The organism is Psychrobacter glacincola (assembly GCF_904846215.1).
Classification (GTDB): domain Bacteria; phylum Pseudomonadota; class Gammaproteobacteria; order Pseudomonadales; family Moraxellaceae; genus Psychrobacter; species Psychrobacter glacincola.
This window is the reverse complement of record NZ_CAJGZK010000021.1, coordinates 1-13,248: the sequence shown is the minus strand read 5'-3', so window position 1 is coordinate 13,248 and position 13,248 is coordinate 1. Positions and strand designations below refer to the sequence as shown.

At 43.5% G+C, this 13,248-nt stretch carries 9 protein-coding genes; 6 read left to right on the top strand and 3 right to left on the bottom strand.

Features of this window, described 5'->3' with window-relative positions; translation table 11 throughout:
• Window positions 1–186: 186 nt before the first annotated feature.
• Both lolB and JMW90_RS11030 read right to left on the bottom strand, forming a co-directional pair.
• Window positions 187–825, bottom strand: coding sequence for a lipoprotein insertase outer membrane protein LolB (gene lolB / locus JMW90_RS11035; protein WP_201564171.1), 639 nt, complete (start codon window positions 823–825; stop codon window positions 187–189).
• A gap of 141 nt (window positions 826–966) precedes the next feature.
• A complete protein-coding gene (locus tag JMW90_RS11030; protein WP_227691946.1) occupies window positions 967–2,904 on the bottom strand; it encodes a tetratricopeptide repeat protein in 1,938 nt (645 codons plus the stop codon).
• Window positions 2,905–3,626: 722 nt separating this feature from the next.
• Between JMW90_RS11030 and hemA the strand changes: the two genes are divergently transcribed.
• From hemA to JMW90_RS11010, 4 genes are all read left to right on the top strand, one after another.
• A complete protein-coding gene (gene hemA / locus JMW90_RS11025) occupies window positions 3,627–5,063 on the top strand; it encodes a glutamyl-tRNA reductase (RefSeq protein ID WP_201564167.1) in 1,437 nt (478 codons plus the stop codon).
• A gap of 567 nt (window positions 5,064–5,630) precedes the next feature.
• Window positions 5,631–6,767: an aminotransferase class V-fold PLP-dependent enzyme gene (locus JMW90_RS11020; protein ID WP_201564165.1), complete on the top strand. Its 1,137-nt coding sequence runs from the start codon at window positions 5,631–5,633 to the stop codon at window positions 6,765–6,767.
• Window positions 6,768–6,947: 180 nt separating this feature from the next.
• A complete protein-coding gene (locus tag JMW90_RS11015) occupies window positions 6,948–7,385 on the top strand; it encodes a YeeE/YedE family protein (RefSeq protein WP_201564163.1) in 438 nt (145 codons plus the stop codon).
• 174 nt (window positions 7,386–7,559) lie between these two features.
• Window positions 7,560–7,979 carry a DUF6691 family protein gene (locus JMW90_RS11010; protein WP_201564161.1) on the top strand — a complete coding sequence of 140 codons (420 nt, stop codon included), beginning with the start codon at window positions 7,560–7,562 and terminating at the stop codon, window positions 7,977–7,979.
• A gap of 117 nt (window positions 7,980–8,096) precedes the next feature.
• Here the strand turns inward: JMW90_RS11010 and JMW90_RS11005 are convergent, their stop codons facing one another.
• Window positions 8,097–9,761: an AMP-binding protein gene (locus tag JMW90_RS11005; protein WP_201564159.1), complete on the bottom strand. Its 1,665-nt coding sequence runs from the start codon at window positions 9,759–9,761 to the stop codon at window positions 8,097–8,099.
• A 390-nt stretch (window positions 9,762–10,151) separates the two neighbouring features.
• Between JMW90_RS11005 and JMW90_RS11000 the strand changes: the two genes are divergently transcribed.
• Window positions 10,152–12,287, top strand: coding sequence for an NADPH-dependent 2,4-dienoyl-CoA reductase (locus tag JMW90_RS11000; protein WP_201564157.1), 2,136 nt, complete (start codon window positions 10,152–10,154; stop codon window positions 12,285–12,287).
• A 177-nt stretch (window positions 12,288–12,464) separates the two neighbouring features.
• Window positions 12,465–12,914, top strand: coding sequence for a hypothetical protein (locus JMW90_RS10995; protein ID WP_227691945.1), 450 nt, complete (start codon window positions 12,465–12,467; stop codon window positions 12,912–12,914).
• The last annotated feature ends 334 nt before the right edge of the window (window positions 12,915–13,248 follow it).

Genomic DNA, 13,248 nt, shown 5'->3' with positions numbered 1-13,248 from the left:
AATCGCTATTAAAAATGGCATTCAAATCTACTTGGCATATAGTCAGATGAAAATAAAAATGTTATGAAAATTTAAACTCGCTATCGGTATAAATTTTACTGGCGTGCTGCGTTCCCAGAGGCTGCGCAAAATTCATACCAATAGCGCTATAACACTTTTGTAGTAAACTCACTATACTTGTCGCTATTATTTTTGATGATCAATTGTCATCACCACTTTATTGCCTTGCGATTGAACTGCGCTGATTTTGTTTGGTAATTTATCATTGCCTTTATAGCTGAAGTTTGCGCGCCATTCGCCATTGACTGAGCTAATTAGACGGTTTTGGGCATCAAGCTTTGGCGCGCTGTCTGATGGTGCTGGGCGACCGGATATCCAGTAGGGCATTTGTGAGATAGGGGCTTGCCAGCCGGTGGCTTTTTTGAGTAGTGTTTCAGGGTCAGTAGCGGTTAATGTGCCCGTTTTTTCGCTCACTAAGGTCGCTGATTGACCGTTGTATTCTATATTGGTTTTGCCAATGCCTAGCGCGCCGATGAGCTCAATGGCAAAGCGATCATTCTGTTGTCCCCATGCATAAAACGCACTACCGCCTTGAGCGCCAGTTGTATCGCTAGCAGCCGTTGTAACACCAATTTTACCTGTGATGTCAAAGCTCTCAAGTTTCTTTGGTTGCTCAGCATTTTGACCTTGAATAGTCGTGCTAGGCTGGCTGGTCGCGTTGGCGGTCTTCATAGATTGACAGCCCGACGTAATTACCATCGCTGCTGTCATAGCGGCAAGTAAGGCTAATTTATTAGGTTTATAAGAAGAGAGTAGGGTCGACATGATGTTTCCTCAAAAATGGACAAATGTACAAAATGGTTGTCTCGAAAGTAAGTTAGCTTAAGTCTTATTTGTTACTCGGTTATGCGTGGCTGTTAGCTTCTTATAAGTAGCTTGTAACGATAGGATTCAATGATGGGCAGGTTAATACAATTGTATACGGTCATTGATATTGTGTTGCCCAAATGAGAAGCGCTGTTGCAAGTCGGCGAGTAAAGCGTCAACTTTTTCATTATCACCCAAGCCTTGATAAGCGCGTAACAGCAGCGTACCTGAGCGTAGGGTAGGCAGCACATCGTAAGGGGTTTGCAGATAGTCGATGACTTGTTGATACTTTTCGTTGGCTAATGCATTGCTGGCTAGCACATTGAGGGCTTGCAGGTGCAGCTCATTGTCATACCGAGGGTCATCGTAGCGTATTTGTATAATTGCCGTAGCCAACGCCAATCCTTGCTCAGAACCACGCTCATTGGCCAGCAGTAACTGGGCGTAACTCAACTGATAAGCAGGATTGCTAGGGTCAAGCGCTTGCAAATGATTGAGTAAGGTGCGCTTGACGATATAGTCTTCTTTATCATCAAGGAGCTGGGCGCGTGCAAAAAGCAGCATCTCATTATCAGGGTATTGACGAGCAGCCTTAGTTAATAGGCGTAGGGCTGCTGCAGATTCATTCTGCTGCCATAAGATATCGGCTTGTAGCACAAAGCTATCAGGGGCGAAGACGCTAAAGTCTTTACGCAGTTTTTCTAACGTTGCGATAGCAGCATCGACATCATCGTTGAGTAAGTCTAATGCCACCATTTTTCGCCGTGCTTCCAATACCAAGTCCTCTTGCATGACAGCATTGAGATAGTATTTTGCTTGCTCAAAGTTTTGCTGACGTTCGGCACTGATGCCCAGATAGTAATAAGATTGATCTAGATAAGCAGGATTTTTGGCAAGCGTATTAAGCAATTGATCGGCACTCGTGTATTTTTCGATATCTAAGCTAACCAGCGCCGCTAACAAAGTAATCTCAGCATCATCGGCAAAGCGCTGATGAGCGTCTAGCAACAGCTGCCATGCTTTCTCATTTTGTTTTAAATCAAGCAGGTAGCGAATCTCATATAAGTATAGATTCTTACTATCCGCATTACGCAAGCGCGCTTGGTTGAGATACTTAATGACTGCTTTTGGCGTTTCTATTTTGCGCAAGATATCTGCTTTTAAAGTAATAAAAGGCACATAATCTGGCTGACGCTCAAGGGCTCGATTGATATGGACGATAGCAATCTTAGGTTCATTAAACTGGTAAAGCAAACCGGCTTTTAATACTGACAGCGAGGCGTTTTGTTCACTGTCGATAGGTTGCAAGGCACTGAGTAATTCGCGCTTATCTTCATCACTGTTCGGATAAATGCCAATCAGGATTTCACTCAGGTCAGCGCGCGGATCATAGCTTAAGATACGATTTAGGGTTTCGCCCGCCAATTCATAATCGTGCGCGCGCAGTGCCAAATGAGCGACATAAAACCAAGCGGGCACATGGTCTGGGTTTTCATCTTGCCATGCTTTGGCAAACTGTAAGGATTCTTCGACTCTGTCATTACGTAGCGATAAGCTCAGCGCTCTTTCAAATACGGCTGTGGCATCTTGTTTAAAGGATTGCTGCTTATAGATAACCAATGCACGCTCGGTATCATCACGATTTTCGGAAAATTCTGCATCTAACAAGGCATATAAGCTTGGTTCATTGCTTGTTTTATTTCTTGGTTCATTGCTTGTTTTATTGAAGTCAGATGGCATAGCGCTTGCCAATGAGACATTGTCAGTTATCAGATTTTTATTGGCCATGCTTTCAGTCACTGGGGTGTGACTGCTAATGTCTTTAGCAGAGGCTGTATTGGTAATGGTGTCAGTATTTGCGCTAGTAGAGGAGGTTTCGGATAAAGCTATGTTTGGTGAGACAACAGCGTTATCAGCATGGGCCGGGAATCCTAGGCACAGACAAACCGCCAACGAAAACGCTAGCTTATAACGTCGGCATAGCCGCTCGATGAGCGCGTGCAATAAAGCTCGAAAGCTAGATTGAGCGTTATGCATCGATTGTCGTCTAAATGAGGACCCAAAAAAGACCATAGCGTACAGTATTTACCTATTCTGACCGTATTTCTATACTCACAAAAAGATTTGTAGCATAGAAGGCTGGGTTTATTATAATCGTTTTAAAAACAGATATCTGTGACGAATAATGATGTCAAACATTATAAGAGTAGCATGAGGGGATATACAATAGCAGCCGTGTTACTCAGGCATCAGCAATAGGGCAAATTTATTCTATTGCCCGTCCTAAATAAAAGAAATACAAATATTATCAATCACTACTGGCGTTAATTTTTCTTGCTTGCTGTGATTACGCTGTGCCTGCGCAGACAGAGGCTGCGAATAATCAACCCCAGTCGTTCTGTATTCTTTTAAAAGTGGCTCAACTGTAGTAGCACCCAAATTTAGGGGTAACATTGTTAGCTTTAAGTAAACCTATATGCAAGTGTTTGAATGTTAAGCCAGTCATAGCAGTTGATTTGTAGGCACTGCGCCCAGATACAGACAAAGTGCGGGCTTATAAAGGTGAGTGTTAAATAAAGCTGGCAATAATGATATAATAAGCGCCTTTTATTATTTTACTTTTAAAGTTCCTTATTAAAGGCTGTTTTTCAAAGATATCTTGTCAAAAGCTGTCTTTGAAAAATAGGATTTTAACCTTTTAAAAAACCGCTAAGGGTATTTGGTTGGCGAGTGAATATTATATTTATGGTCTGTCAATAATGAGATTAGTGGTCATTGGGGTCAATCACAAAACTGCACCAGTCGCTCTACGAGAGCGCTTGGCGCTTGTCGGTGGCGATGTCAATATCGCACTTGCGCAGCTACAAGGCTTTAGCGACGGTAGTGTGATAGTCTCTACCTGCAACCGTACAGAGATTTATGCGTTAGTACCAGAAAGCATATTATTACCGAACACATCATCGAAAACATCGTCATCGAAAACATCGTCATCGAACACATCATCACCAAACTCAGCCTTATCAGTTGTAGAGACTGCAGTTATAGAGTCTGGTAATACGCCTAACAATAGCGCCAACCTCTCATCGACTATCATCAGCGCTCACATCCTAAAAATTAAAACTTGGCTTGCAGATTTTAAGCAGTTATCACTGAACGAGATTGACCCTTATTTGTATGTCCATCGTGATACCCATGCTTTAACCCATTGGCTACGAGTCGCTGCAGGGCTTGATTCTATGATACTGGGTGAGCCGCAGATACTGGGGCAAATCAAGCGTGCTGTGCATCTGGCACAAGATCAAAAAGCGCTGAGCAATCAGCTAGGCTGGATTGTCGATCAGGTATTTGCCGCAGCAAAACGAGTACGAAATGAGACCCAAGTTGGCGCACAAGCGGTATCGCTTAGCTATGCTGCTGCCAAATTGGTGACGCAAATCTTTGATGATTTGCCAAGTCGCACGCTATTGGTGGTAGCTGCTGGCGAGATGAATCGTTTGGTGGCGACGCATATCGCAGGTCTTGGCGTCGGTCGCGTTATTATTTGCAACCGTAATCCTGAGCGTGCAGAAGCGTTAGCGGCTGAGCTGCGCAATCCCAATCGCCGGATCGAAGTCAGAACGCTGCAAGAGCTGCCGCAAGTATTGGCAGAAGCTGATATTGTGAGCAGCTGTAGCGGTAGCATGGACATATTGATTGATAAAACCATGACGCTGCGAGCACTAAAGAGCCGTCGCTATCAGCCGATGCTAATGATTGACTTGGCGGTACCGCGTGATATTGACTCGACTGTCAGCCGTATAGATGATGTTTATCTATATTCCGTCGATGATTTGCAGCATGTGATAGCTGGTAATATCGAACAACGCCGCCAAGCAGCAGTAGATGCTGAGCTGTTGGTCAGTCAGCTGGTGGTTGAGATGGATCGCCGCTTTCAAGTACGCCAAGTGGGCAAGGATATTAAGCAATATCGCGCGCGTACTCATGAACAGGTAAATAAACTATTGCAGGAGGCTATCGCAGAGCTGCAAGGCGATAGTGCCAACCCTGAAGATATCATGATTGAGCTGACGCGGCGCTTAACGCAGTCCTTAACCCATGCGCCCTCCAAGCTGATGCGTAAGGCGGCACGCGAAGGTGACAATGAGTTACTCGACTTTGTCGTATCAGGTCTACAGGACGCCCATCGAAATCACTGATAATTGTCTTCTATTATCAAAAATAATAAATTGTATCAGTATGGTTTTAACACACACATAGCATTGTCAACCTGCATTATCAGTGCTAATATCAGGCTGTTATGATGATATGAAGTGAGGATGCTTGATTGATAAATAGGGAATTTAGGATACTGGAGCGCTATTCGTTACACCACCAGCGTCTTTATACTATTTAACTTTTATCTGTCCAATCAATCATTTTCAATGACCACTGTTATCAGCCTGCCAACGCGTAGCAACGATAATGGTTTGCGTATCTTATGCGCTTTTACTTAATATCTGATGACATCAACGACGTAAAAGATACCACCGTCAACGGCAATAGCGCTAGGATAAAGTGCTACATCGTCCACCCTGCGTCAAACTCTCAATTATTACTCGATATTCGTACTTAGTGAATGCTATCTATAAACGTATCTGGCTATCATATTCCGTTGGTCAAAGAATGTTTGACTAAAATACTAGCTGACCTAAATTAACTAAGACAGTATCCAGACTTTTTTATCACTCATACTTAAAAAATATTACAACAGACAGGAGCGTCACATGACTGCATTACGTCAAGATATTGATCCAAATGGCTTATTAGAATACTCAGTGGTTTACACTGACCGCGCCCTCAACCATATGTCAAAAGCCTTTCAAGAGGTGATGAATGATTTGCTCAGCAACCTAAAGACCGTTTATAACGCTGAAGCAGCGGTCATCATTCCAGGTTCTGGCACGTATGGTATGGAAGCGGTTGCCCGCCAACTGACCATTGATGAAGATTGCCTCATCATCCGTAATGGTTGGTTTAGTTATCGCTGGACGCAAATTTTAGAAAAAGGCAAATTTGCCAAATCGTCTACGGTATTGACCGCTGAGCGTACTGAAGATACTGAAGCGCCAAAACCATTTGCGCCAGTCGATATCGAAACGGCGGTTGCCAAAATTAAAGCCGACAAATCTGCTGTCGTTTTTGCTCCGCACGTCGAAACGTCATCTGGCATTATTTTGTCAGAAGACTATATTAAAGCATTAAGCGCGGCGGTACATAGCGTTGGTGGCTTATTGGTCATCGACTGTATCGCCTCAGGTTGCGTCTGGTTGGATATGAAAGATTTGGGTATTGATGTACTTATCAGTGCACCACAAAAAGGCTGGAGCAGCACGCCATGCGCAGGTCTAGTAATGCTAAGCGACGCTGCCATCAAAAAAGTAGAAAGCACGGAATCTAATAGCTTTAGTCTGGATTTAAAACAATGGCTAACGGTGATGCGCGCTTATGAAAATGGCGGTCACGCTTATCATGCAACTATGCCAACTGATAGCTTGCGTCAATTCCGCGATACTGTTAACGAGGCCAAAGAAATTGGCTTTGATAAATTGTGTGATGCACAGTGGGAATTGGGCAAGCGTGTGCGCAAGGTACTGGCAGATAAAGGCATTGAAAGCGTTGCCGCTGAAGGTTTTGAAGCACCAGGTGTTGTCGTATCTTATACCGACCGCGATGACATCCATAAAGGCAGTGCTTTTGCAGAAGCCGGCTTACAAATCGCTGCTGGCGTACCATTAAAAGTTGGCGAGCCTGAGAACTTCAAAACCTTCCGTTTGGGTCTATTTGGTTTAGACAAATTAACGGACGTTGATGGTGCAGTAGCGCGTTTTGAAAAAGCACTTGATGAAGTGTTAGCAAAATAATTTGGGCAGCTGACTCGTTTATTAAATAATATCTTTGTTTAAGCAGTCAGCAACCAAATCAAGAGATACTGAGCATTGCATTACGCAAGGTTCAGTATTTTTTTACCTATTTATTATATTTTATAATATAATGTTTTTATATAAAATGATTCTGGATAAAAATAAGCGTAGGTAGCTATTATGAATATGCAAATAGACTGGCAAGCCTTTACGCCACTCTCTTTAGTCGGCGGTCTGCTATTAGGTTTTGCAACCGTCATATTGCTATTGGGCATCGGTCGTATCGCTGGGATTAGTGGTATTTTTTCAAGCCTGTTAAAGCCCAAGCGTGTAGAGATGTGGCAAATACTATTTATACTGGGTCTGGTAGTCTCGCCACTATTTTATAGTTTGGTAAAACCGTTACCTAACATAGAAGTCAGCACTTCTTTGCCATTGTTAATTGGGGCGGGATTGCTGGTCGGTTTTGGCACGCGTTTGGGTTCAGGCTGTACCAGTGGACACGGTATCTGCGGTAATGCGCGCCTGTCTCCACGCTCAATGGCGGCGACGGTGACTTTTATGTTTTTTGGTATTGTGACGGTTTATGTGGGTCGGCATGTCTTAGGTGTGTTTTGAATCACAGTATAAGTAACAAATATGTCATTTATATGAGGCTGATAAAAATTTTCTGACGTGCTGTGCCTGCGCAGACAGAGGCTGCAAAAATTTCTATCAGCCTCTCTATAATCTTTTTACACAAATTAACTATACCAACGAAAGATTAATAAAAGAGAATAGCGAGAGACAATAATGCTAAAAAATATCATTGGATTGCTGGCAGGGCTGCTATTCGGTATCGGGCTACTCATATCTGGTATGACGGATCCTACCAAAGTACAAGGGTTTTTGGATGTCTTTGGGGCGTGGGATATTTCACTTGCGTTGGTGATGAGTGGCGGCTTAATAGTGGCAATCGTCGGTGTACAATTGGCTAAGCGACAACAGAGCAGCTGGATTGGTACATTAATAGAGCTGCCAAGTAAAACCACAATCAATAAAAAACTGCTTATTGGCGCGATGCTATTTGGTATTGGTTGGGGTTTGGTCGGTATTTGCCCAGGACCCGGTATCGTACTGCTTGGGACAGGGCAGTGGCAGGCATATGTCTTTATCCCAGCGATGATAGTAGGTATGCTAATTTATCGATGGCTTGAGCCTAAACTTGGTTGATAACTAGTAAGTTTAAAACCTTCGGTACACAAAAAAGGTCAGCCTAAATTTATAGTCTGACCTTTTTTGTGCTTAATCACTAATATCTGAGGAACGTACTAGTTATTAATTGATAAGTTATTTTGCGCTTGTGGTTACTTTTGGCGTTTCATGGGCAAGAGATTTGGCGGCTTGGCGTAGCTCAAATTTCTGTACTTTGCCGGTACTGGTCTTAGGTATTTCGGCAAAGACGATGTATTTTGGTACTTTAAAACCAGCGAGATGCTGCTTGCAATGCTCCATCACATGATCGCGCTGTAAGGTGCTGCCAGCATAAATCTCGATAAAAGCAACGGGAACTTCGCCCCATTTATCATGCGGTGCGGCGACCACAGCACAGCTTTGAATTTCTGGCATTTTATATAAAACGTTTTCAACTTCAATACTAGAGATATTTTCACCACCTGATATGATGATATCTTTGAGGCGATCCATAATTTTAATATAGCCATCGGGGTATTTTACGCCCAAATCACCAGTACGGAACCAACCATCAGCAAAGGCCGCTTCGGTTGCTTTACGACTTTTTAGGTAGCCTTTCATCACCATATTACCGCGCAGTGCCAACTCGCCCATTTCCTCACCATCGGAAGCAACAGGCTCAGTGGTGCCTTGTTTAAACACATCAAAGCCGCTCATTAAGTGAGAAGCTACGCCTTGGCGCGATTTCTTTTGGGCGCGCTCGGTAATATCAAGGTCGCTCCATTCTTCCTGTTCAGCACAGACTGTTACCGGACCATAGACTTCAGTCAGTCCATAAACGTGGGAAATATGAAAGCCCATTTCCTCCATGGCAGCGAGCATCGTTTCAGATGGCGGTGCACCAGCAACCCAGCCTTTGACTTCGTGGGTGATAGTCTCTTTATATTCAGGGTTGCCGCTGGCAATCATATTGTGTACCACAGGCGCTGAGCAATAATGGCTGACTTTATACTTAGCAATCAGCTGCAAAATCAAATCAGCATTTATCTGACGCAAGCAGACATTCACGCCAGCCCGCTCTGCAATCGTCCACGGAAAACACCAGCCATTACAATGAAATAACGGTAGCGTCCATAGATACATCGGATGCTTGGGCATGTCCCAATCTAAAATATTGGAAAGAGCATTTAATGTAGCACCGCGATGATGGTAGACCACACCTTTGGGTTTGCCAGTTGTGCCAGAGGTATAGTTGAGCGATATGGCGTCCCATTCGTCTAATGGTTTTTCCCAATTGTCCAAACTGTCGGAGCTGGCAAGCAGTTCTTCATAAGTCATTTGCCCAAAACGCTCAACGTCAATCGCATCATCGGTAGCATGAATGATGATTAAATTAGGGAAAGTTTCGTCAATCATCTCGGCATGCTCAGCAAACTCGCTGTCTAAAATTAAGACTTTCGCCTCTGAATGTTGTAAGCAAAAGGTCAGCGCGTTGATATCGAGACGGGTATTTAAGGTACAAAGCACCCCGCCTGACATCGGCACACCAAAGGCGCACTCAACCATCGCTGGCGTGTTCGGCATCATAACTGCCACTGTGTCATTTTTATCAATGCCGAATTTACGCAAGCCATCGGCTAACTGTCGGCAGCGAGTATAAGTCTGCTGCCATGTCTGGGTCAGATTATTATGTTCTAGATCGTCATAGATGATGGCAGCTTTATGAGGGTAAACTTGCGCGCTGCGGATGATAAAATCAATAGGGGTAAGCGGTTGATAGTTGGCAGCATTTTTGCTCAGACCCGTATGGAAGTCGGTCATGTTGATAATCCTTTATCGTCGTTCTAGTATGCAGTGAGGAAATATGTATTGAAACTACTGTAGCAGTAACTGTTAATTATAGACAGTCACAAGCAAAAATTCGGTGGGTTTTGTGGCTTTTTTAACCATCTACCAGAAAGCTTCTTTCTAAAAGAGGTCACTTATTTTTAAAAGATGTCACTTAGTGCGGTTGTTGGCTTAGTGTTCACTGATCAGTCGCTTGTCTGCATAGCTGATAATAATGGCGGTGTGGTACGATAGCGGTAACGCTAAATCGCTAAATCGCTAAATCGCTAAATCGCTAAATCGCTAAATTGCTAAATCCCTAAATTGCAAAGCATCACTATTCTCACAAAGCATTCCCAGCAAATTATTCATAAGGAAAATGACATGTCCGCCAGCCGCACTGCCAATACGATTGACACCGCCAGCAGCAACGAACACTATCCGCATTTATTTGAGCCGCTAGATTTGGGCTTTACCACGCTTAAAAACCGCTTGGTGATGGGCTCGATGCACACCGGTCTTGAAGACCGTTTTTATAATTACGGTAAGCTGGCCGCGTATTTTGCAGAGCGTGCCAAAGGCGGCGTGGCAATGATGATTACTGGTGGTATTGCGCCGAATCGTGAAGGCTGGTTATCGCCTGTCGGTGGCACGATGAACACCAAAGCTGACGTGATTAATCATCAGCGTGTGACTCGTGCAGCGCATAAATATGACAGCAAAATCATCATGCAAATCTTGCACAGTGGTCGCTATGGTTATCAGCCATTTGTGGTGTCATCAAGCCCGATTAAGTCGCCAATCTCGCCATTTAAACCGCGTAAGATGAGCATCAAGAATATCGAGCAAACGGTAAAAGATTATGCCCGTTGTGCAAAACTGGCTAAGCAGGCGGGTTATGATGGTGTTGAAATCATGGGCTCAGAAGGCTATTTGCTCAATCAGTTTTTATCGCGTCATGTTAATAAACGAACGGACGAGTATGGCGGTGACATTGAAAATCGCATGAAGTTTGCAGTCGATGTGGTCAAAGCGGTGCGAGAAGCGGCCGGTGAAGACTTTATTATCCTATTCCGTCTGTCAGTGATTGATTTGGTCAAAGACGGTAACGTCATGGATGAAGTTATTATCGTTGCCAAAGCCCTAGAAGCCGCAGGCGTGACGATTATGAATACAGGTATCGGCTGGCATGAAGCACGCATTCCGACGATTGTGACCAGCGTACCGCGTGCCGCTTTTGTGGACTTCACCGCTGAGATTAAAAAGCATATCAGCATTCCGATGATGGCGGCTAACCGTATTAATATGCCAGAGACCGCTGAAGAGATTGTCGCTAGTGGGCAAGCAGATATGATTCAAATGGCGCGTCCATTTTTAGCCGATGCTCATTGGGTCAATAAAGCCAAAAACGGTCAAGCCGATCGCATCAATACTTGTATCGCCTGTAACCAAGCTTGCCTCGATCATACTTTTGCCAATAAACGCTCCACTTGTCTGGTCAATCCACAAGCCTGCTACGAGACTGAATTGGTTTATAAGAAAACTAAAAAACCTAAAAAAGTTGCCGTTATTGGTGGTGGTGTCGCTGGGATGTCAGCAGCTCACGTTGCAGCTTTGCGCGGACATGATGTGACATTGTTTGAAGCCAAAGATATCTTGGGCGGACAGTTTAATTATGCCAAAGTCATCCCTGGTAAAGAAGAGTTCTTTGAAACCATTCGCTACTATATCAATGAGCTTGAGCACTTAGGCGTTGAGATTAAGCTCAATACCAAAGTCGATAAAGCGATGCTTGAGAAAGCTAAATTTCATCATGTCATCGTCGCAACTGGTGTCGTCCCTAGAAGCTTAGCTGGCAAGCTTGAAGGCGCAGATTTGCCACAAGTAATGAGCTATGCTGAACTGCTCTCTGGCGAGAAATCAGTTGGTGATACCGTTGCCGTTATCGGTGCTGGTGGTATCGGTTTCGATGTTAGTGAATATCTCACCGCTAAGCATGGTCAGCCGCTTGATGAGCTAGGTCCTGAACTGTTAAAAGACCCAAGCTATCGTCCAAAAGCCCAATCTATTAGCGAATGGCGTGAAGAATGGGGCGTGACCTGTGATACAGAATATCAAACAGAGGGTGGCTTGATTAAGCCTGAAGCCATCAAACCTATCCGTCAAGTGTATTTGATGCAGCGTACCAAAGGTCGCTTGGGCAGTGGCCTGAATAAAACCTCGGGCTGGGTACATCGTGCTCATGTCAAATCGCATGGTGTCATTCAAGTATCAGGCGCACAGTATGACAAAATCACCAATGAGGGTATTTGGATTACCAATAACCAAGGTCAAACCCAGTTATTACGTGTCGATAGCGTGGTAGTCTGTGCGGGTCAAGAATCGGTGGTTGAGCTGATGCCAAATGTCGGTGACGCACCTGATGCGCAATATCATCTAATCGGTGGTGCAAAACTTGCTGCTGAGTTGGATGCTAAACGCGCGATTCGTGATGGGGCAGAGGTAGCGGCGAGTATTTAGGTTTTTTAAAGTTCGTAGTGTAAGATTATTAGACGGTAGAGGAAAAATTCCCTGCCGTTTTTTATGGTTCAATTTATAATATTCAATATTTCTATAGTGTGAATTAAGGATAAAATAATTCATACTAAGCTCACTAAAAATATTCCATACACGAAATTATTATCGGTACTACGAGGGATGCTTATTAAACAAGACAATCTCAATATTGAATTGGTGAAATTAGATAGATTAATTTCAGGACTTCCAGAACTAGGAAGAAAGACATTAATTGATAGTAGGGCTGACATGTATGTATTAGATCTTATTATGATAGCTGCTTTAAAGCGGACACTAAGCTTAGCAAGGGGATTTCAGGCTTTGGTAGTTAGCAAAAATATGACATGCATAAGGGCAATGATAAGGATGCAGTTAGATACTATAAGTCGTCTTTTAGCCTATACTTATGTATCAGAGCCATCAGAGCTTGCAAAAGAAGTTATTAGTGGCGTACCGCTAAACAAATTTAAGTGCAGAGATGGTCATAAACTACAAGATAGGTATCTTATTGAAAAAATGGCTAAACAATATCCGTGGGTAACGGAGGTCTATAAGTATACTTCAGGTTATGTACACTTTTCAGAAAAATAGCTTTTTGATTCTATCAAGTCTATGGGTGACGGAAGCTTAGGTAAAGTTAGCTTTGATATAAGAGCGGATGATTTATACTTTCCAGAAGAAAGTTGGATTGAAGCTGTTTCTTGTTTTAATGAAATGCTTAGTATCTTAGAAGAGACGCTATTAACATATAGTAATGAAGTTTTGTACCAGTCAAAAAAATGACTCAATTTTCAAGCACGAGACCATCCCACATTCTGTGTAACTGCCCTTTAGATTAAATGCTTACTAATACGGTCATCAAACATAATCATAAAGCGATTAAGAGCAGACGTCCAGTTACGAATGGGCATCGACCACTTTTTAG

Coding starts and splice junctions, on each gene's coding strand:
- JMW90_RS11015 (WP_201564163.1), top strand. CDS start 6,948: ATGAATATGCAAATAGACTGGCAAGCCTTTACGCCACTCTCTTTAGTC.
- JMW90_RS10995 (WP_227691945.1), top strand. CDS start 12,465: ATGCTTATTAAACAAGACAATCTCAATATTGAATTGGTGAAATTAGAT.
- JMW90_RS11010 (WP_201564161.1), top strand. CDS start 7,560: ATGCTAAAAAATATCATTGGATTGCTGGCAGGGCTGCTATTCGGTATC.
- JMW90_RS11000 (WP_201564157.1), top strand. CDS start 10,152: ATGTCCGCCAGCCGCACTGCCAATACGATTGACACCGCCAGCAGCAAC.
- lolB (WP_201564171.1), bottom strand. CDS start 825: ATGTCGACCCTACTCTCTTCTTATAAACCTAATAAATTAGCCTTACTT.
- JMW90_RS11030 (WP_227691946.1), bottom strand. CDS start 2,904: ATGCATAACGCTCAATCTAGCTTTCGAGCTTTATTGCACGCGCTCATC.
- JMW90_RS11005 (WP_201564159.1), bottom strand. CDS start 9,761: ATGACCGACTTCCATACGGGTCTGAGCAAAAATGCTGCCAACTATCAA.
- JMW90_RS11020 (WP_201564165.1), top strand. CDS start 5,631: ATGACTGCATTACGTCAAGATATTGATCCAAATGGCTTATTAGAATAC.
- hemA (WP_201564167.1), top strand. CDS start 3,627: ATGAGATTAGTGGTCATTGGGGTCAATCACAAAACTGCACCAGTCGCT.